This window comes from Pseudomonas oryzae, assembly GCF_900104805.1.
GTDB lineage: Bacteria > Pseudomonadota > Gammaproteobacteria > Pseudomonadales > Pseudomonadaceae > Geopseudomonas > Geopseudomonas oryzae.
The window spans coordinates 1,869,632-1,888,009 of sequence record NZ_LT629751.1; the positions used below are offsets into that span (position 1 = coordinate 1,869,632).

18 protein-coding genes are annotated in these 18,378 nt (G+C 67.9%); 13 read left to right on the plus strand and 5 right to left on the minus strand.

Going from position 1 to position 18,378, the window contains the following annotated elements; all coding sequences use genetic code 11:
• Nucleotide 1 precedes the first annotated feature (1 nt).
• On the plus strand, nt 2–1,192 hold the full coding sequence (locus BLT78_RS08360) for an EAL domain-containing response regulator (protein WP_090348533.1): 1,191 nt from the start codon (nt 2–4) through the stop codon (nt 1,190–1,192).
• Between the two features lie 22 nt (nt 1,193–1,214).
• Here BLT78_RS08360 and BLT78_RS08365 read toward each other — a convergent pair whose 3' ends face one another.
• A complete protein-coding gene (locus tag BLT78_RS08365; protein ID WP_157719508.1) occupies nt 1,215–1,607 on the minus strand; it encodes a hypothetical protein in 393 nt (130 codons plus the stop codon).
• Between the two features lie 208 nt (nt 1,608–1,815).
• Here BLT78_RS08365 and BLT78_RS08370 point away from each other — a divergent pair, with 208 nt between their 5' ends.
• The 6 genes from BLT78_RS08370 to nadE all read left to right on the plus strand — a co-directional run bounded on the left by BLT78_RS08370 (nt 1,816) and on the right by nadE (nt 6,854).
• Complete coding sequence (locus BLT78_RS08370; protein WP_090348535.1) at nt 1,816–2,055, plus strand: DUF2933 domain-containing protein; 240 nt, start codon at nt 1,816–1,818, stop codon at nt 2,053–2,055.
• Nucleotides 2,052–4,421: a heavy metal translocating P-type ATPase gene (locus BLT78_RS08375; protein ID WP_090348536.1), complete on the plus strand. Its 2,370-nt coding sequence runs from the start codon at nt 2,052–2,054 to the stop codon at nt 4,419–4,421. Before BLT78_RS08370 ends, BLT78_RS08375 begins: the two co-directional genes overlap by 4 nt.
• A gap of 91 nt (nt 4,422–4,512) precedes the next feature.
• Nucleotides 4,513–4,782, plus strand: coding sequence for a heavy-metal-associated domain-containing protein (locus BLT78_RS08380; RefSeq protein ID WP_090348537.1), 270 nt, complete (start codon nt 4,513–4,515; stop codon nt 4,780–4,782).
• Nucleotides 4,783–4,798: 16 nt separating this feature from the next.
• The gene (locus BLT78_RS08385) at nt 4,799–5,245 is read left to right on the plus strand and encodes a DUF411 domain-containing protein (RefSeq protein ID WP_090348538.1); all 447 of its coding nucleotides are present in this window, start codon (nt 4,799–4,801) and stop codon (nt 5,243–5,245) included.
• Between the two features lie 101 nt (nt 5,246–5,346).
• A complete protein-coding gene (locus BLT78_RS08390; RefSeq protein WP_090348539.1) occupies nt 5,347–5,766 on the plus strand; it encodes a VOC family protein in 420 nt (139 codons plus the stop codon).
• A 260-nt stretch (nt 5,767–6,026) separates the two neighbouring features.
• Nucleotides 6,027–6,854 (plus strand): ammonia-dependent NAD(+) synthetase, encoded by an 828-nt coding sequence (gene nadE / locus BLT78_RS08395; RefSeq protein ID WP_090348540.1) that lies wholly within the window; start codon nt 6,027–6,029, stop codon nt 6,852–6,854.
• Nucleotides 6,855–6,865: 11 nt separating this feature from the next.
• Here the strand turns inward: nadE and BLT78_RS08400 are convergent, their stop codons facing one another.
• Both BLT78_RS08400 and BLT78_RS08405 read right to left on the minus strand, forming a co-directional pair.
• Nucleotides 6,866–7,930, minus strand: a complete 1,065-nt coding sequence (locus tag BLT78_RS08400; RefSeq protein ID WP_090348541.1) for an HD domain-containing phosphohydrolase — start codon at nt 7,928–7,930, stop codon at nt 6,866–6,868.
• Nucleotides 7,931–8,278: 348 nt separating this feature from the next.
• Nucleotides 8,279–8,767 (minus strand): cupin domain-containing protein, encoded by a 489-nt coding sequence (locus BLT78_RS08405; RefSeq protein ID WP_090348542.1) that lies wholly within the window; start codon nt 8,765–8,767, stop codon nt 8,279–8,281.
• 380 nt (nt 8,768–9,147) lie between these two features.
• On the opposite strand from BLT78_RS08405, the gene BLT78_RS08410 reads away from it, so the two are divergent.
• The 5 genes from BLT78_RS08410 (at nt 9,148) to queD (ending at nt 13,751) form a co-directional block, all read left to right on the plus strand.
• A complete protein-coding gene (locus BLT78_RS08410; RefSeq protein WP_090348543.1) occupies nt 9,148–10,968 on the plus strand; it encodes a copper resistance system multicopper oxidase in 1,821 nt (606 codons plus the stop codon).
• 14 nt (nt 10,969–10,982) lie between these two features.
• Complete coding sequence (locus BLT78_RS08415) at nt 10,983–11,372, plus strand: hypothetical protein (protein WP_231975757.1); 390 nt, start codon at nt 10,983–10,985, stop codon at nt 11,370–11,372.
• Nucleotides 11,362–12,471, plus strand: coding sequence for a copper resistance protein B (locus BLT78_RS08420; protein WP_172830775.1), 1,110 nt, complete (start codon nt 11,362–11,364; stop codon nt 12,469–12,471). Before BLT78_RS08415 ends, BLT78_RS08420 begins: the two co-directional genes overlap by 11 nt.
• Nucleotides 12,472–12,480: 9 nt before the next feature.
• Nucleotides 12,481–13,206, plus strand: a complete 726-nt coding sequence (locus tag BLT78_RS08425; protein WP_090348544.1) for a c-type cytochrome — start codon at nt 12,481–12,483, stop codon at nt 13,204–13,206.
• 188 nt (nt 13,207–13,394) lie between these two features.
• Complete coding sequence (queD, locus tag BLT78_RS08430; protein WP_090348545.1) at nt 13,395–13,751, plus strand: 6-carboxytetrahydropterin synthase QueD; 357 nt, start codon at nt 13,395–13,397, stop codon at nt 13,749–13,751.
• A gap of 221 nt (nt 13,752–13,972) precedes the next feature.
• On the opposite strand, the gene BLT78_RS08435 is transcribed toward queD, so the two are convergent.
• Both BLT78_RS08435 and BLT78_RS08440 read right to left on the minus strand, forming a co-directional pair.
• Nucleotides 13,973–14,884: a general secretion pathway protein GspB gene (locus BLT78_RS08435; RefSeq protein WP_090348546.1), complete on the minus strand. Its 912-nt coding sequence runs from the start codon at nt 14,882–14,884 to the stop codon at nt 13,973–13,975.
• Nucleotides 14,885–14,888: 4 nt separating this feature from the next.
• Nucleotides 14,889–16,754, minus strand: a complete 1,866-nt coding sequence (locus tag BLT78_RS08440) for an ExeA family protein (protein ID WP_157719509.1) — start codon at nt 16,752–16,754, stop codon at nt 14,889–14,891.
• Nucleotides 16,755–16,960: 206 nt separating this feature from the next.
• Between BLT78_RS08440 and BLT78_RS08445 the strand changes: the two genes are divergently transcribed.
• Nucleotides 16,961–18,322: a sigma-54 dependent transcriptional regulator gene (locus BLT78_RS08445; protein ID WP_197673166.1), complete on the plus strand. Its 1,362-nt coding sequence runs from the start codon at nt 16,961–16,963 to the stop codon at nt 18,320–18,322.
• Nucleotides 18,323–18,378: the final 56 nt, after the last annotated feature.

Genomic DNA, 18,378 nt, shown 5'->3' on the forward strand with positions numbered 1-18,378 from the left:
GATGAGAGTTCTGATAGTCGACGACGACACCTTCATCTGCCGACTACTGGGGCGACAGCTCAAGGCGCTGGGCCTCGATGACGTGGTCGCCTGCGACCGCGCGCGCGCCGCGGTCGACCTGCTCGAGCAGGCCGGGACCGAGGTCGACCTGATCCTCTGCGACCTGCAGATGCCGGAGATGGACGGCATCGAGTTCATCCGCCACCTGGTGCGCCTGGCCTACCGCGGCGCGCTGGTGCTGGTCAGCGGCGAGGACGAGCGCATCCTGCAGAGCGCCGAGCGGCTGGCCCAGGCCCATCGCCTGCGCGTGCTCGGCACCCTGTTCAAGCCGGTGTCCAGCGAACAGCTGGAAAAGTTGCTGGAGCAGACCGCGGCGCACTGCGCCAGCCCGCAGGACAGCGAGGCGCGCAGCTACAGCGCCGAGGAACTGGAGCTCGGCATCGCGGCGGGCGAGCTGGTCAACCACTACCAGCCCAAGGTCGACATGCACAGCGCCCGGGTCATCGGCGTCGAGTCGCTGGTGCGCTGGCAGCACCCGCAGGATGGCCTGGTCTACCCCGACCGCTTCATCGAGCTGGCCGAGGACAGTGGGCTGATCGATGCGCTGATGCGCGCGGTGCTGCGCAATGCCCTGCGCGACAGCCACCACTGGCGCGATGCGGGTCTCTCGCTGCACGTGGCGGTCAACGTGTCGATGGACAACCTGCAGGGGCTGGACTTTCCAGACTTCGTCGAGCGGGAAGCGCAGCTCGCCGGCGTGCCGCTGTTCAGCCTGATCCTCGAGGTGACCGAAAGCCACCTGATGAAGAACCGCCAGGCCGCGCTGGACATCCTCACCCGCCTGCGCCTGAAGCGCATCGGCCTGTCCATCGACGATTTCGGCACCGGCCACTCGTCGCTGGCGCAACTGCGCGACATTCCGTTCAACGAGCTGAAGATCGATCGCAGCTTCGTGCACGGCGCCTGGCGCGACGCCGCGCTCGGCAGCATCCTCGACGCCAGCCTGGGGATGGCGCGCAAGCTGGGCATGAAGACGGTGGCCGAGGGCATCGAGGACCGTGCCGACTGGGACTGCCTGCGCGCCGCCGGCTGCGACGTGGCGCAGGGCTGGTTCATCGCCCGGGCCATGCCGGCGCAGGAGCTGCCCGCCTGGCTGCAGGGCTGGGAGCGGCGGCGGGGCGAACTGGTCTGAGCCACCCCGCGCCACCCGCGACTCAGGGCTTGGCCAGCATCTCCCGGTGCGCGCGCAACTGCTCGATCATCTGTTCCATGTGCTGGATACGCAGGTCGACCTGTTCCACCGTATCCATGCGCATCCAGCCGCCGCCCATTCCCATCCCCATGCCTTTGTTCATGCCCATGCCCTGGCCGCCAGCCATGCAGCCGCCCATGTTCTGCATGCCCCGGCCCATGGCCTGCCAGTGCTGCTCCATGAGCTTCTGGCGCTCCTCGGGCGTCTTGCCGGCCATCCAGTTCTGGTGCAGCTGACGCATCTCGGTAATGTGCTGCTGCCACTGCTGTTCGGGCGTCGCCGCCTTGTCTTCCGCCCAGGTGGCGCCGCTGGCCGCCAGCAGCAAGACGCCGGCGCAAAGGATTGATCTGTTCATTTGCATGCCCTCTTCTAGGCTGGTGAGAACTTCACTCTAGACCGGCCCGCCGCCGCCGATGGCCAGCTGACGGAAATGTAATCCGCCGCTCAGCCTGCGGTAAGGAACCGCCGGCTAGGCTGGAAGTGTGAAGTTCTCTGTCTGGGCATTGCCCCTTCCGGACAAGCGGCGTCCGCTGGACGCCGTTTCTTTCAGGAGATCCCTCGTCATGCGCGAAACCAGCCCCCATGGAGAATCCTCCCCGTCCTTCTGGCGCGGCAGGCCCGGCATCGTCCTCGGCATGCTCGCCGTCATCGCGCTGTTCTACCTGGCCCGCGAACACTACGCCCACGCCCTCGGGCTGTTGCCCTACCTGATCCTGCTGCTGTGCCCGCTGCTGCACCTGTTCGGCCATGGTCACGGCCATCGCCACCGCCACGAGTCGGAGCAGCGCGGGGAACGGCGATGAGTGCAGGCGAGCGCCTCAGCGGGGAAAGCCTGCGCGATCCGGTGTGCGGCATGGAGGTGGCGGCGCATGGTCCGTTCCACACCGAGCATGAAGGGCAGACTGTGCACTTCTGCAGCCAGCGCTGCCTGGACCGCTTCAACGCCGAACCGCAGCGCTACCTGCCCGCCCCCCCCCTGCAGTCGGCGGAACACGCCGGCCACCATCACCATCCGCCGGCCGCTGACGCCATGCCCCAGCCACCCGGCATGCCGGGTGACGCGAGCGGCGTCGAATACACCTGCCCGATGCACCCGGAAGTCCGCCAGCTCGGCCCCGGCAGCTGCCCCAAGTGCGGCATGGCGCTGGAGCCGGTGCTGCCGGCGCTGGAGGAGGAAGCGAGCCCCGAACTCAAGGACTTCACCCGGCGCTTCTGGTGGTCACTGCCGCTGACGGTGATCGTCACCCTGCTGGCGATGGCCGGCCACCAGCTGATGCTGTTCCACGGCGCCACGCAGAACTGGGTGGAGCTGGTCCTGGCCAGCCCGGTGGTGCTGTGGGCCGGCTGGCCGTTCTACGTGCGCTGCGCGCGCTCCATCGCCACGTTCAGCCCCAACATGTGGACGCTGATCGGCCTGGGCACCGCCGCCGCCTACCTGTACAGCGTCGCCGCCACCCTGGCGCCCGGAGCCTTCCCGGCGACCTTCCTCCAGGACGGTCGCATCGGCGTGTACTACGAGGCGGCGGCGGTGATCATCTCGCTGACCCTGCTCGGCCAGATGCTCGAACTCAAGGCGCGCTTACAGACCTCCGCGGCGATCCGCGCACTGCTCGGCCTGGCGCCGAAGACCGCACGGCGGCTGAATGCCGACGGCAGCGAGGAGGACATCCCGCTGGCCCACGTGCACATCGGCGACCGCCTGCGCGTGCGCCCCGGCGAGAAGGTGCCGGTGGACGGCCGGGTGCTGGAAGGCGAAAGCTCGGTGGACGAATCGATGCTCACCGGCGAGCCGCTGCCGGTGAGCAAGCGCACCGGCGACGTGCTGATCGGCGCCACCCTCAATGCCCACGGCAGCCTGGTGATGGAGGCGCAGAAGGTCGGCAGCGCCACCATGCTCGCGCAGATCGTGCAAATGGTCGCCCAGGCGCAGCGCTCCAAGGCGCCGCTGCAGCGCCTGGCCGACCTGGTGGCCGGCTGGTTCGTGCTGGCGGTGATCGCCATCGCCCTGCTCACCCTGCTCGGCTGGGGGCTGTGGGGGCCGCAGCCGAGCTGGGTGTACGGCCTGATCAACGCGGTGGCGGTGCTGATCATCGCCTGCCCCTGCGCCCTCGGTCTGGCCACGCCGATGTCGGTGATGGTCGCCACCGGCAAGGGCGCCGGCAGCGGCGTGCTGTTCCGCGACGCCGCCGCCATCGAGCAGCTGCGCGACATCGATACCCTGATCGTCGACAAGACCGGCACCCTCACCGAAGGCCGCCCGGCCTTCCACAGCGTCGTGGCAGCGCCGGGCTTCGCTGCCGATGCGGTGTTGCATCTGGCCGCCAGCCTCGACCAGGGCAGCGAGCACCCGCTGGCCCACGCCATCGTCGAACAGGCGCGCGCCCGCGGGCTGGCGTTGAGCGCGCCGCAGGCCTTCGAGTCGGCCTCCGGCATCGGCGTGCGCGGCCAGGTCGACGGCCGCCACCTGCTGCTCGGCAACACCGTACTGCTGCAGGACGCCGGCGTCGCGCTAGCGCCGCTGCAGGCGCAGGCCGAAGCCCTGCGCGGCGAGGGCGCCAGCATCATGTACCTGGCGGCGGACGGCGTGCTCGCCGGCTTGCTGGCGGTGGCCGACCCGCTCAAGCCGACCTCGCGGCAGGCGGTCGAGCGCCTGCAGGCGGACGGGGTACGGGTGATCATGGCCACCGGTGACGGCCTCACCACCGCCCGCGCGGTGGCGCGCCAACTCGGCATCAGCGAGGTGCACGGCGAGGTCCGCCCGCAGGACAAGGAGCGCCTGGCCGCCCGCCTGCAGCAGGAAGGGCGCCGCGTGGCCATGGCCGGCGACGGCATCAACGACGCCCCGGCGCTGGCCCGCGCCGACGTCGGCATCGCCATGGGCACCGGCACCGACGTGGCGATGAGCAGCGCCCAGGTCACCCTGGTCAAGGGCGACCTGCTCGGCATCCTGCGCGCACGCAGCCTGTCGCTGGCCACGGTGCGCAACATGCACCAGAACCTGACCTTCGCCCTGCTCTACAACGCGATGGGCATTCCGCTGGCCGCCGGCCTGCTCTACCCGCTCACCGGCCACCTGCTGTCGCCGCTGATCGCCGCGCTGGCCATGAGCCTGAGCTCGGTTTCGGTGGTGGGCAATGCCTTGCGCCTGCGCAACGCGCGCATCGAGTGAGGCACGCAGAATGTCGCTTGACCTTGCCACGACGGCAAGGTCGAAGATAGTTTCAAGGCCGCAAATGGCGGCCACCTGAAGGAGCTACTCCATGAGCACCATCGAACTGAACGTCCAGGAAATGAGCTGCGGCTCGTGCGTCAAGCACGTCACCCAGGCCCTGAGCCCGCTGCCCGGCGTCGAGGCGGTCGAGGTGGATCTGCAGGCCGGCCGCGTGCGCGTCAGCGGCACCCCCGACAGCGCGGCCCTGCTCGCTGCCCTGGATGACGCCGGCTACCCGGCGCAGCTGGCTACGCCGGCTGCCGCGCCGAGCCCCGGCAAAACCGGCGGCTGCGGCGGCAGTTGCGGCTGCCACGGTTAACCGAAGGAGACTTTTCATGCAGGCCAAACTGCGTATCGCGGCCCTCGCCGCCCTGTTCCTCACCGGCGCCGCCCAGGCCGCCGATGCCCTGACCATCGACGTGCACCGCGACGCCAACTGCGGCTGCTGCAAGGACTGGATCAAGCATCTGGAAGCCAACGGCTTCACCGTGCGTGACCACGTCGAGCCGGACATGAGCGCGGTCAAACAGCGCCTCGGCGTGGCGCCGCGCCTGGCCTCATGCCACACCGGGGTGATCGACGGCAAGTTCGTCGAGGGCCACGTGCCGGCCGCGCAGATCCTCGAACTGCGCCAGCGCCCCGACCTGCTCGGCCTCGCCGTGCCCGGCATGCCGCACGGCTCGCCGGGCATGGACCATGGTCCGCACAAGCATGCCTACCAGGTCATCGGCCTGAGCAAGGATGGCAAGGACGAGGTGGTGGCGGAGTATCCGGGGGACTGAGGCCCGGCGCTCGCTTTCCGGGCTATCCTGTCGCGCAGACCAACCCAGGCGCGCGGCAGGCTGGCACTGCACGCCCAGGCCGCGCTATTTGCGGAGAGACCATGAAATACCTGCACACCATGGTGCGCGTCACCGATCTGGAGGAGTCGCTGCGCTTCTACCGTGACGCTCTCGGACTCGAGGTGCTGCGCCGCAGCGAGCACCCCGGCGGGCGCTTCACGCTGGTCTACCTGGCCGCGCCCGGCGACCATCAGGCGCAGATCGAGCTGACCTGGAACTGGGACCCGGAGCAGTACACCGGCGGGCGCAACTTCGGCCACCTCGCCTACCAGGTCGACGACATCTACGCCGCATGCGAGCGCCTGCAGGCCCACGGCGTCACCATCAACCGTCCGCCGCGCGATGGCTTCATGGCCTTCGTGCGCTCGCCGGACAACATCTCCATCGAGCTGCTGCAAAAGGGCCATCCTCTGCCGCCGGCCGAGCCGTGGCAGTCAATGGCGAATGTCGGCAGCTGGTGAGACGCCCCAGGACTGGCGTGAGCGGCTGGGCGATCGAACGGCAGAACCGCCGCCCACTGCCTTGCACGTCTGCCAGCCCCGCTCTGCGCCTTCCAGCCTGGCGTTGTGCGGCAGCAAGCGTGGCGAGCCGTGCATCTGAGGCGCCCGGAGCATGCCGGGGGTGACATCGGCCGGCAGGCTGGTCAAGATTGCCGACTGAAACGGCCCGACGGTTGCGCGCATGCCCCCGTTGCGCCCCAACGCCTCACATGGAGCCTGAGATGAACGAACTGCAACAACGGATCGCCGCCGAACTCGAGGTGGTGCCGCCCTTCGCCGATGCCGCCGCCGAGCTGGCGGAAATCGAACGACGCAAGGCCTTCATCAAGAACTGCCTGCGCGAGACCGGCCTCAAGGTGCTGGTGCTCGGCATCAGCGGCGGGGTCGATTCGTCGACCGCCGGCCGTCTGGCCCAGCTCGCCGTCGAGGAGCTGCGCGCCGAGACCGGCGATGAGAGCTACCGCTTCATCGCCGTGCGCCTGCCCTACGACATCCAGCACGACGAGGCCGACGCCCAGGCGGCGATGCGCTTCATCCGCGCCGACGAAGAGCAGACGGTGAACATCGGCGGCGCGGTGCGCGGGCTGGCCGAGCAGGTCGAGGAACTGGATCCGCTGGAGCCGGCTCGCCGCGATTTCGTGGTCGGCAACATCAAGGCGCGGGTACGCATGGTCGCGCAGTACGCCATCGCCAACGCGCGCAACGGTCTGGTGATCGGCACCGACCACGCCGCCGAGGCGGTGATGGGCTTCTTCACCAAGTTCGGCGATGGCGCCTGCGATCTGGCGCCGCTCAGCGGGCTGGTCAAGCATCAGGTCCGTGCCATCGCCGCCCGCCTCGGCGCGCCGCAGGATCTGGTGATCAAGGTGCCGACCGCCGACCTCGAGGAGCTGCGCCCCGGCCGTCCGGACGAGGACGCCCACGGCGTCAGCTACGCCGAGATCGACGCCTACCTGCATGGCCTGCCGGTCTCGGAGCAGGCTGCCGCGATCATCGAGCGCACCTACCGGATCACCGCGCACAAGCGCGCGCTGCCCAAGGTACCCTGAGGGCTCGCCGCTCAGTCGCTCCAGATCATCCGCAGGTTCTCGAAACCCTCGAACATCCGCCGGTCCATCAGCCCGACCAGCTCGGGATCGAAGTGCCGGCCGGACTGTTCGCGGATGTACAGCTGCGCCTCCTTGGCGCTCCACGCCGGCTTGAACGGGCGCTCGGCACGCAGCGCGTCGTAGACGTCGCAGAGCGCGACGATGCGCGCCGACAGGGGGATCTCCTCGCCCTTGAGGCCCTGCGGATAGCCGCTGCCATCCCAGCGTTCGTGGTGGTAGCGGGCGATCTCGGCCGCGAGCTTGAGCAGCGGATTGCCCGAGGAATCGCTGAGGAACTGATGGCCCAGCGCGGTGTGCTGCTGCATGACCTGCGTCTCCTCCTCGTCCAGAGGGCCGGGCTTGAGCAGGATGCGGTCGGGAATGCCGACCATGCCGACATCGTGCATGGTCGCCGCCAGGCGCAGCTGCTTGACCCACTGCGGCGGGCAGCCATAGGCGCGGGCCAGCAGGGCCGCGGTCTCGCCGATGCGGATCATGTGGTGGCCGTTCTGGTTGTCACGGTACTCGGTGACCCGCACCAGGCAGCGGATGACCATCTCCGTGGTGCGCTGCACTTCCCGGGTGCGTTCCTCGACGCGCTGCTCGAGCAGGCGGCGCTCGTTGTCCAGCTCGATACGGGCGAACCACAGGCTGAGGTGGTTGCGCACACGCAGGAGCAGTTCCTGGGGATCCACCGACTTGTTCAGGTAATCACTGACGCCAAGGTCCAGGGCGCGGCGGCGACTGTCGACATCATTACGGCTGGCAACCGCGATGATCGGCTGGCTCTCCGGCAGGTACTTGCGCAGCAGGCTGAGGATCTCGAGGCCGCCGGGGCGGGCGATCTCGAGGTCGAGCAGCAGCAGGTCCCAGGGGTTTTCCAGCAGCCAGGGCAGTCCCTGGGTGGGGCCGCTGAAGACGCGCGCATTCTTCAGGCCGGCAGCGTGGAGGGCAGTTGCCAATTGGGCCAGGTCACCGTCGACCGCTTCCAGCAGAACCACGTTGGCTTTGCGCAGGTGTTCGGGAATGTCACGCATGGGCTTCCGTCCTTTGAAATCGACCGCCGTTCTCTGCGCGCAGGTTCCGGTTTTTTCCGGGGGCGGGTCAAGCCAAGAGGGAAGTTCCGTTGAGCTGCTCGACACTTTTGGCCCTGACGATCACGCCGGAGCGACACCGGGCGCCAAGGCATGCGGCTGGTCGAGACGCTGCGGCAGGATGGATAGGCGGATGCGCGCAGGCTGATGCCCGTGTTGAAACCGGGCTGCCCGCCGCCAGGCGGGGACGCTCATGGCGCTGAGGCCGTCGGCCACGGAGCGTCGCTGGCGGCGCTCCAAGGTCGAGTCACGCGGGACGACGTGGATCGAGGCGTGGCTCGGTGCACGGCACTAATTTTTTACAGGGGCATCCTTCGGGTCGAGGAAACTGATCCCCCATGGACCGGTGCCATGGATCTGGAGAATCGCACCCTCCTTCCTGGTCTCGGCGTACATCGGCATTCCCGGGGGAATCATGACCGCATCACCTGCGGTATACGCCTTGGCCGTCATGGCATCGAACTTGTCTCCGGTGGCGAAGTAGAAGGTCCCCGACAGGACGGTCACCCGCTCGAACACTGGATGCGTGTGGACGCCGATCTTGAAGTCCGGCGGGAGCTTCAGGCGGAACGTGATGGGTACCGCCGCTTTCAGATCGCCCTCGATGACGGCGATCTGCGCACCGGGTCCGACCGAAGGCGCGTCGACCCACTTGAGTTCGGACGCCGAGACCGAAATGAAACCGGGCCCGGCGCTCTGCGTATCCGCCCAGGCGATGGGGGCGGCAAGCGATCCCGCGGTGAGGGTTACCGCGATCGCCACACTGTTGATGATGTTCATTTTTTTACCTTTCGCTCGCGTTGAACTGAGTTGGTTGGGTGCCACAGGAGCATTGCTCCGGCGTGGCCACCGGCCCCGGGTTGGTCCGTCAACGATTAAGCTAACCGGCGATGAAAAGCGTAGCTTTCTCAAGTCCGCCGGGCAAAGCACCGGCGGTTGCGCGCGGCATCCTCGGGGCAACGCTTGCGCGGTGGATTCATTCGCCCCGACAAGCCCCGCTCCCCAGGTCCCAGCCCTTTCCGAGCTGACAAAACTGTAATCTCCCCCTCAGCTTCCCGACAGCTCGTCCCCGCTATGGTGCTATCCATACCAAAGGAGTTCCGCCCAGGGCGGACGGCATGAGGCGGCTCGGGCTGCCTCGACTGACGGGATATGAGCGCATGCAATCTCTGACTTCGCGACGAACCTTCATCAAGGGCCTGGCCGCCGGCGGCGTGCTCGCCGGCCTCGGCCTGTGGCGCCAGCCGGTCTGGGCGCTGACCAGCCCGGGCCAGCCGACCGTGCTGGCCGGCACGCAATTCGACCTGACCATCGACGAGCTGGCGGTCAACTTCACCGGCCGCGCGCGCACCGCGCTCGCCGTCAACGGCAGCCTGCCCGCACCGCTGCTGCGCTGGCGCGAGGGCGATACCGTGACCCTGCGGGTGCGCAACCGCCTGAAGGAGGACACCTCGATCCACTGGCACGGCATCCTGCTGCCGGCCAACATGGACGGCGTGCCCGGCTTCAGCTTCGCCGGCATCGCCCCGGACGGCATGTACGAGTACAAGTTCAAGGTCAAGCAGAGCGGCACCTACTGGTACCACAGCCATTCCGGCTTCCAGGAGCAGCTCGGCGTCTACGGCCCGCTGGTGATCGATCCGCTGGAGCCGGAGCCGTTCCAGTACGAGCGTGACTACGTGGTGATGCTCTCCGACTGGACCGACGAGAACCCGGCCCGGGTGCAGGCCAAGCTGAAGAAGCAGGCCGACTACTACAACCAGCACCGCCGCACGGTCGGCGACTTCATCCGCGACGTCGGCGACAACGGCTGGAGCGAGACGGTTTCCGAGCGCTGGGCCTGGGCGAAAATGAACATGACGCCCACCGACCTCGCCGACGTGACCGGCGCCACCTACACCTACCTGCTCAACGGCCAGGCGCCGGATGGCAACTGGACCGGCGTGTTCCAGCCCGGCGAGCGCATCCGCCTGCGCCTGATCAACGCCTCGGCGATGACCTACTTCGACTTCCGCATCCCCGGCCTCAAGCTCACCGTGGTGGCGGTCGACGGGCAGAACGTCGAGCCGGTGGAGGTCGACGAGATCCGCCTGGCGGTGGCGGAAACCTACGACGTGATCGTCACCCCCGATGGCAGCCAGCAGGCCTGGACCCTGTTCGCCCAGGCCATGGATCGCAGCGGCTACGCGCGCGGCACCCTGGCCGTGCGCGAAGGCCTCGCCGCGCCGGTGCCGCAACCCGATCCGCGCCCGGTGCTGAGCATGGCCGACATGGGCCACGGCGATCATGGCGCCCACGCCGGGCACAGCGGCGCAGCGCCGGCAATGGACCATTCCGCCATGAATCACGCGGGTATGAACCACGCCGGCGTGGCCGGAATGGATCATGGGCAGATGGCGGGCATGGATCACGGCAACATGGCCGGCATGCAGCACGGCGCCGCCGCTGCCACGGCGATGCAGAGCCACCCGGCCAGCGAGACGGGCAACCCGCTGATCGACATGCAGACCATGACGCCCACCGCCAAGCTCGACGATCCGGGCATCGGCCTGCGCGACAACGGCCGCCGCGTGCTGACCTACGCCGACCTGCGCAGCCGTTTCGCCGATCCGGACGGCCGCGAGCCGGGGCGTACCATCGAGTTGCACCTGACCGGCCACATGGAGCGCTACTCCTGGTCGATGGATGGCGTCGAGTTCGCCAATGCCGAACCGCTGCGCTTCAAGTACGGCGAGCGCCTGCGTATCGTGCTGGTCAACGACACCATGATGCACCACCCCATCCACCTGCACGGCCTGTGGAGCGACCTCGAGGACGAGAACGGCAACTTCAAGGTGCGCAAGCACACCGTCGACATCCCGCCGGGCTCCCGCCGCAGCTACCGCGTCACCGCCGACGCCCTCGGCCGCTGGGCCTACCACTGCCACCTGATGATGCACATGGACCTCGGCATGTTCCGGGAAGTCCGCGTGGAAGAATGAAGAGGAAATTCGCCATGACCACCCGCCACCACCGCTCGCCCCTGCTCGCCACAGCCCTGGCCTTCGCCCTGCTGACCACCCTGCCGCCGGCAATGGCGCAGAGCGAGCATGACGGACATCACCCGCAGAACGCCCCGGCCGCCGCGGCGGCAACGCAGAATGCCCCGCAGAAGAACGGCATGCCGAGCCAGGGCAACATGGGCGCCGGCCAGATGCCGCAAGGCGGCATGATGGATCACAGCCAGATGAACCATGGGCAGATGATGGATCATGGTTCGATGGACCATCAAAAGATGATGCAGCAGATGCACGAACAGCATATGGGCCAGGGGCAGATGAACCCCGGCAACATGCCGCCAGCCAAGGCGGCCCCCAGCACCAAGGACGGGAAAAATGGCCAGTAAACTGCCTCTCGCCCTGGCCCTCGGCCTGGGCCTGATCGCCACCGCCCAGGCCGCGGAACCGGTGGATCACTCGAGCCATGCCGGCCATGAAACGCCCGCCCCGGCACCCGCCGCGACCGACGAGCACGGTGCCCACCACCCGCAACCTGCGGCAGCCGCCCCGGCGCCGGCTCCCAGCCAGGGCATGCCGATGATGGATCACGGCGGCATGAGCCACGAGCAGATGATGCAGATGCACCAACAGCACATGCAGCAGATGCAGGGCCAGCAGATGGACCACGGTGGCATGAGCCATGAGCAGATGATGCAGATGCATCAGCAGCACATGCAGGCCCAGCCGCAGACGACTCCGCAGGCGGACCATCAAGCCCACCACCCGGCCGGCTACCCGGCGGCCCCGGTTCCGCCGCTCACCGACGCCGATCGCGCCGCCGCCTTCCCCGACCTGCCGCCGCATGCCATGCACCAGGGCGGCATCAACTACCTGTTCGTCGCCGACCAGCTGGAGTGGCAGGACGCCGACGAGGGCAGCGCGCTGAGCTGGGACCTGAACGGCTGGGTCGGCGGCAACATCGACCGCCTGGCCTTCCGCTCCGAAGGCGAGCGGGTCAACGGTCATACCGAGGAGGCCGAGCTGCAATTGCTGTGGAGCCACGCCATCGGTCCCTGGTGGGAAAGCGTCGCCGGCGTGCGCCAGGACTTCAAGCCGGGCTCGCCGCAGACCTGGGCCGCCTTCGGTGTGCAGGGCATGCCGCTGTATGGCCTGGAAACCGAAGCCACCGCCTTCCTCGGCGAAGCCGGCCAGAGCGCCCTGCGCCTGGGCGCCGAATACGACATCCTGCTGACCAACCGGCTGATCCTGCAGCCGGCGGCCGAGATGAACCTGTACGGGCGCAACGACGAAGAACGCGGCGTCGGCTCGGGCTTCAGCGATCTCGAGCTGGGCCTGCGCCTGCGCTACGAGATCCGCCGCGAGTTCGCCCCCTACATCGGCGTGAACTGGACGCGCGCCTACGGCAATACCGCCGACCTGCTGCGCGAAGAAGACGAGGATGTCAGCGAGGCCCGCCTCGTCGCCGGCGTGCGCTTCTGGTTCTGAGACAGATAGATGAAAAGAACAATAACCACCCTGACGCTGGCCAGCCTTGCGGCATCTGTCGTCGGTGCCGGCGTCATCTGGTCGGGCCTGATCAACGTGGGTGCCGACGATCCGCATCTGGAAAGCGTACACGCCCTGCTGAGCGCCGCCCGCGAACGCTCGATCGCCGTGCGCGCCGCCGGCATCCCCGTGCCGGACCTGAACGATCCCGAGCTGATCCGCCGCGGCGCCGGCAACTACCACTCGATGTGCATCGGCTGCCACCTGGCACCGGGCATGGCGGCGACCGAGCTGAGCCAGAACCTCTATCCGGCGCCACCCAATCTGGCGCAGATCGGCGCCAACGGCAGTCCCTCAACGGCCTTCTGGATCATCAAGCACGGCATCAAGGCCACCGGCATGCCGGCCTGGGGCAAGAGCATGGGCGACGAGCATATCTGGGGCATGGTCGCCTTCCTGCAGCGGCTGCCGAACCTCGATGCCACGCAGTATCGCCAGCTGGTCGCCGCCAGCGATGGCCACTCCCACGGCGGCGGGGAAACCGACATGCACGACCACAGCCAGCAGCACGGTCAGACTGCGGCGGGCGATGCCCTGCAGCCCCCGGCGGCGTCACACCACGGCGGCGAGCATGCCCACGGTCACTCGGGTGAAGTCTCCAAGGCCGCCGGGCCGAAGCAGGAGAACAAGTCGGTCCACATCCATGCCGACGGCAAGGAGCACGTGCATCACTGACGGCGTCAGGGAAAGCGCACCAACATGGCAGGAGCCCGCGTGCTGGCGATCCGGCTCGTCCAAGAGCATCGCCAGCACGCTGCCCCCTACGCAAGGCAATCCGTGCTCCGGCCCGGATGCCGGCCCGGCGGGGGGACAAAGCTGGTAGACTGTCGCGGTTTTTTCAGCCCGAGTCGCGAGTAACGCCAGTGGAACTGTTCAAGGAATTTACCTTCGAAGCCGCCCATCTCCTGCCCCACGTGCCGCAAGGGCACAAGTGCGGGCGCCTGCATGGCCATTCGTTCCGCGTGGCGATCTACATCGAGGGCGAGGTCGACCCCTATACCGGCTGGATCCGCGACTTCAGCGAAATCAAGGCGATCTTCAAGCCGATCTACGATCGTCTGGACCACTACTACCTGAACGACATCCCCGGCCTGGAGAATCCGACCAGCGAGAACCTGGCCAAGTGGATCTGGCAGCAGCTCAAGCCGCTGCTGCCCGAACTGTCGCGGGTGCGGGTGCATGAGACCTGCACCAGCGGCTGCGAATATCGCGGCGACTGAGCCGCAAGGCAGCCCCCCCGCTCTCCCGAACGCGCCGGCACTGACCGGCGCGTCGCATTCAGGCCATCGGCGCCTTTTCACGATCTCGCAAGCCAAGACCGGTCTGGCGTCGGACGGACCCGCGAATCTATCGAGGGCGCGGAGTTCAACCGCCGCAAGTCGCACCCGAATCCGCGCTCTACGCCGCATGGGCGACGCACAGCAGCACTGTGTACAGGCTCTCAGCTCAGGCGCATCCAGTACTTGCCGCCTTTGTAGCCGACGATCATCCCGTCGCGGGTGATGTGCAGCACCTTCAACTCAGCATTGATCGCATCGCCCTCGCGCAGAGTACGCCCGCCCGTCTTGACGAAGCGCAGCTTGGGGTCCCTGGCGTAGATGTGCACGTTGAACGGCATCTCGCGTAGCTGCTGCTGGACCTGTGCCGGCAACTGCTTCCAGTGCTCCACTGCACCGTACTCGGCGAGCTGCGGGCCAGGTGCGGGTACGGCCTGGGGAACAGACAAGGCCGGCACCAGCGGCTGCGGTTTGGGTGCCGGCGCGGCAACCGGCGGGCGCTCCACCGGTAGCTCGAGCTTCTGCACGATCGGCGGTGGGCCGTCCGGCGCAGCGGCGGGTGTCGGCGGTGACGCCGGCTTGGGCTCGTCGACGCTGACCCGCACCCCGGCCAGCTGCTGCAAGGCGGCCAGCCCCGGAGCCTGCGACTCGACCGGCGCCGCAGCCTGGGCGAGTGCAGGGGCGGCCGGTTCGGGAGCTGCGGATGGCAGGCCAGGCGCCCCAGCCTGAGCCGTGCTGGCGACCGACTCCGTGGCCGTCGCCGCAGGCGGCTGGACTGCGGTCTGCGGCGCAGCGGTGGGCGCAGTGCCTGGCGGAGCGGCGACTGGCGCCGACTGCTCGGCCAGCGGCGGCGCCAGCTGCGGGTCCACAACCGGCGGGGCCAGCCAGCGCTGCCAGCCCAGCACGGCCAGCACCGCGAGCAGCAGCAGTACCGTGGCCAGCGCGACCATGCGCCAGATGCGCTCGCTGCGCGTCGGCCCAGGGCGGGCGGCGGCCATCTGGCTGGCGAGGTCGGGCACCGCGCCGCGGCTGCGGCTGTCCTGGGAGTTCTTCAGGGCATCGAGGATGTAGGACATGAGCTTACTCCCGAGCCGTACTGCTCAGCAGCGGAATCCCCGACTCGGTCAGGGCACTCAGCTGGATGATGGTCTGCGGCCCCACCACGCCATCGGTCTGCAGGCGGTTCTGGTGCTGGAAGGCCAGCACCTGCAGCTGCAGCGGCTCGTCGTAGCGCTGGCGGCTGGCGGCTGGCATCGGTTTGCCCTGCAGACGCGCCAGGTTGTTCTCCAGCCAGGGCACCAGCGGACCGTAACCTTCGGGCCGCAACGGCGCGCTGTAACCGGGCGGCATGCGCCACAGCAGCAGGCGCGTACCGCTCATCCAGTTGCGCAGCTCGTTCAGTTCGACCCAGCGCTGCTCGCCGGCGATCTCCAGCCGGGCCAGCCCCCTGGCGCGGTCGATGCCGATCAGCGCCGCCTGGAAGTCCTGGCCACGGGCATTGAACAGGTTGACCACCGCCGGCAGGTTGTACTGCAGCAGGTCGTCCAGACCGCCCGGCTGCAGCAGGCAGGACAGGTTGTGCGCGCGCGCGAAGCTGCACAGTTGCGGCGCCATCTGCGGGTCGTAGCTCAGCCCCCAGCTGCGGAACAGCGCGCGATAGGCCAGCGCCTCGGTGGCGCCCAGGTCGGTACCCGCCGGCCATTGCCAGTCGCCCGGCGAGGACACCTGCGGAGCAGCGTCGACCGGCACTGCCGCGACCGTGGCCGCCACGGCAGGGGCCGGCTCTTCATCCAACGGCTCCACGACACCTTCCGGCAGCAGCGCTTCGCCGGTCGAGGTCGGCGCGGCCTGCTCGATCGGCTGGGCCGCCGGTGCCGCGACTGCCGTCGCGGCGGCGGCCGGCTCGGCACTGCCAGTCGCGGACTCGGCCACAGGTTTCTGCTCGGTCGCCACCGCCGGGGTAGCCAAGCTGCTGGCCGGCGTCGGCGTGGGCTGCAGCATGGCCTGCAGACGTGGCCACCCGCCATCGCCAGCCATGCCCGGCAACCACACCCCCAGCGCCAGCAACAGCAGCGCCGCCGCTGACCAGCTCGCCCAACGCGGCAACCGCCCCAGTCGCCCACCCACGGCCTCGCCCCCCCGCCCCAGCACCTCGGCAGCGGCGCGGCGCAACACCCCGCTGTCCACCGCGCGCCGGCGCTCGACGTAGGCACCGAGCAGCGCCCGGTCACAGATGATGTTGACCATGCGCGGCACGCCACCGGTCAGCCGGTGCAGGGTGCGCAGCGCGCCGGGGGTGAACAGTGGCGCCTCGCAGCCGCTGACGTTAAGGCGGTGGCTGACGTACTCGCGCAGCTCGGTCGGATTGAGCGCGTGCAGGTGGTAGCGGGCGGTGATGCGCTGGTTGAGCTGGCGCAGCTGCGGGCTGGACAGCTTCTCCAGCAGTTCGGGCTGGCCGATCAGGATGATCTGCAACAGCTTCTCGCTGCTGGTCTCCAGGTTGGTCAGCAGGCGGATCTGCTCCAGCGCATCGAGGCTCAGGTTCTGCGCCTCGTCGATGATCAGCACGGTATTCACGCCGCGCGCATGGCTTTCCAGCAGGTGGCCGTTCAACGCATCGATGTAGCCCTTGATGCGGTTCTCGCTGCGCTCGTAGCGGATCTTCAGCTCGTCGCAGATCGCCTCCAGCAACTCGCTGATGCTGTATTTCGGATTGAGGATGAAGGCGATTTCCGCAGTTTCTGGAATCTGCTCGAGCAAACAACGGCAAACCGTTGTTTTTCCAGTACCAATCTCCCCCGTCAACAGCACGAAGCCGCCATTGCAGTTGATCCCGTAGAGCAGGCTGGCGAGCGCCTCGCGGTGCTCGGCGCTCAGGTAGAGATAGCGGGGATCGGGCGCGATGGTGAACGGCAGTTCCGACAGTCCAAAGTATTTTTTGTACATGGTCATCAAGCCTCGCAACCTTCAATGACTATAGAAGTCCCCGAGGCGGTTTCCAGTGCCATACATCCACCCCCGGATGTAATGGCTCCTTGCCATCTCCTTTCGTCGGATTAACAGAAATTTATGTGACCTTGTTCTAGGTTTTTACAAAGGCGCAGTAACGGTATGGAGAAGTAGTAAAACCCCGTCGTTCCAGGTGTTCCGCGATGGCCTCAATGATCCCCCCCACCTCTGACTCACCTCGCCGCGCATTGCTGCTCGACCTCAGCCCCAACGAGACGCTTCCCGACTCGCTGCAGCTGAGCGATTGGTTCTTCGACCGCGCCACTTCGGTGGACGACGCCCAGGCCATGCTCAAGCAGCAGACCTATCGCGTCGGCGTCGCCCGGCTGACCGGCAACATGAAGGAAAGCCATGAGCGCGTCGAAACGCTGCTCGGCGCCAACGAACACCTGGCCTGGGTCGCGCTGGTGCGTCCCGGCGATCTCGAACGCCAGGACTTCCGCCAGCTGATCTACGAACACTTCTACGATTATTTCTCGCTGCCGCTGGGCGACAACCTGATCCACCTGCGTTACGCCCTCGGCCACCTCGACGGCATGTCGCGCCTGCGCGACCTGGAAAAAGCCACGCTGATGCCGGTCGAGGAGTTCCAGATGGTCGGCGGCAGCAAGCAGTTTCTCAGCATCTTCGAGCAGATCCGCCGGGTGGCCGGGGTCGATGCTCCGGTGCTGATCCGCGGCGAGACCGGGGTCGGCAAGGAGCTGATCGCCCGCGCCATCCACCAGCGCTCGCAGCACAGCGACGGCCCGTTCGTCGCGGTCAACTGCGGCGCCCTGCCGGAAACCCTGATCCACGCCGAGCTGTTCGGCTACGAGAAGGGCTCCTTCACCGGCGCCTACAAGCGCAAGATCGGCCGCATCGAAGCGGCGCAGAACGGCACCATCTTCCTCGACGAGATCGGCGATCTGCCGCAGCAGATGCAGGTGTACCTGCTGCGCTTCCTCGAACAGAAGACCATCGAGCGCCTCGGCGGCAACCAGAGCATCACCGTCAACGCGCGAGTCATCGCCGCCACCCACGTCAACCTCGAGCAGGCGGTGGCCGAAGGTCGCTTCCGCGAGGATCTGTATTACCGGCTTAACGTTCTCACCATCACGGTGCCGCGCCTGGCCGACCGCGGCACCGACATCGAGCTGCTGGCCCGCTACTTCCTGCACAAGTTCGGCAAGGAGTACGGCAGCACCAGCCGCGGCTTCACCCGCCAGGCGGTGGCGGCCATGCTGCACTACAGCTGGCCGGGCAATGTTCGCGAACTGATCAACTGCGTCCGCCGCGCCTTGGTGATGAGCGAGAACCGCATGATCACTCCCAAGGACCTCGGCCTGAGCGAGGCCGACGCGCTCGAGGCGCCAATGCCGCTGGAGGAAGCGCGGGCCCACGCCGAGGAGCTGGCGGTGCGCAGCAGCCTCAGCCACTGCATGAACAACGTCTCCAACGCCGCCAAACTGCTGGGGGTATCGCGGGTGACCCTGTACCGCATGATGGACAAATACGGCATCCGCTAGAGGTTTTGTAAGACATGTGGAACATTCGGCCCTCCGCGCGGGCAGAGGGCCGAATA

Bases quoted from the DNA above. Each gene is read 5' to 3' on its own strand.
- BLT78_RS08360 (WP_090348533.1), top strand. From the start codon at position 2: ATGAGAGTTCTGATAGTCGACGACGACACCTTCATCTGCCGACTACTG.
- BLT78_RS08365 (WP_157719508.1), bottom strand. From the start codon at position 1,607: ATGAACAGATCAATCCTTTGCGCCGGCGTCTTGCTGCTGGCGGCCAGC.
- BLT78_RS08370 (WP_090348535.1), top strand. From the start codon at position 1,816: ATGCGCGAAACCAGCCCCCATGGAGAATCCTCCCCGTCCTTCTGGCGC.
- BLT78_RS08375 (WP_090348536.1), top strand. From the start codon at position 2,052: ATGAGTGCAGGCGAGCGCCTCAGCGGGGAAAGCCTGCGCGATCCGGTG.
- BLT78_RS08380 (WP_090348537.1), top strand. From the start codon at position 4,513: ATGAGCACCATCGAACTGAACGTCCAGGAAATGAGCTGCGGCTCGTGC.
- BLT78_RS08385 (WP_090348538.1), top strand. From the start codon at position 4,799: ATGCAGGCCAAACTGCGTATCGCGGCCCTCGCCGCCCTGTTCCTCACC.
- BLT78_RS08390 (WP_090348539.1), top strand. From the start codon at position 5,347: ATGAAATACCTGCACACCATGGTGCGCGTCACCGATCTGGAGGAGTCG.
- nadE (WP_090348540.1), top strand. From the start codon at position 6,027: ATGAACGAACTGCAACAACGGATCGCCGCCGAACTCGAGGTGGTGCCG.
- BLT78_RS08400 (WP_090348541.1), bottom strand. From the start codon at position 7,930: ATGCGTGACATTCCCGAACACCTGCGCAAAGCCAACGTGGTTCTGCTG.
- BLT78_RS08405 (WP_090348542.1), bottom strand. From the start codon at position 8,767: ATGAACATCATCAACAGTGTGGCGATCGCGGTAACCCTCACCGCGGGA.
- BLT78_RS08410 (WP_090348543.1), top strand. From the start codon at position 9,148: ATGCAATCTCTGACTTCGCGACGAACCTTCATCAAGGGCCTGGCCGCC.
- BLT78_RS08415 (WP_231975757.1), top strand. From the start codon at position 10,983: ATGACCACCCGCCACCACCGCTCGCCCCTGCTCGCCACAGCCCTGGCC.
- BLT78_RS08420 (WP_172830775.1), top strand. From the start codon at position 11,362: ATGGCCAGTAAACTGCCTCTCGCCCTGGCCCTCGGCCTGGGCCTGATC.
- BLT78_RS08425 (WP_090348544.1), top strand. From the start codon at position 12,481: ATGAAAAGAACAATAACCACCCTGACGCTGGCCAGCCTTGCGGCATCT.
- BLT78_RS08435 (WP_090348546.1), bottom strand. From the start codon at position 14,884: ATGTCCTACATCCTCGATGCCCTGAAGAACTCCCAGGACAGCCGCAGC.
- BLT78_RS08440 (WP_157719509.1), bottom strand. From the start codon at position 16,754: ATGTACAAAAAATACTTTGGACTGTCGGAACTGCCGTTCACCATCGCG.
- BLT78_RS08445 (WP_197673166.1), top strand. From the start codon at position 16,961: ATGGCCTCAATGATCCCCCCCACCTCTGACTCACCTCGCCGCGCATTG.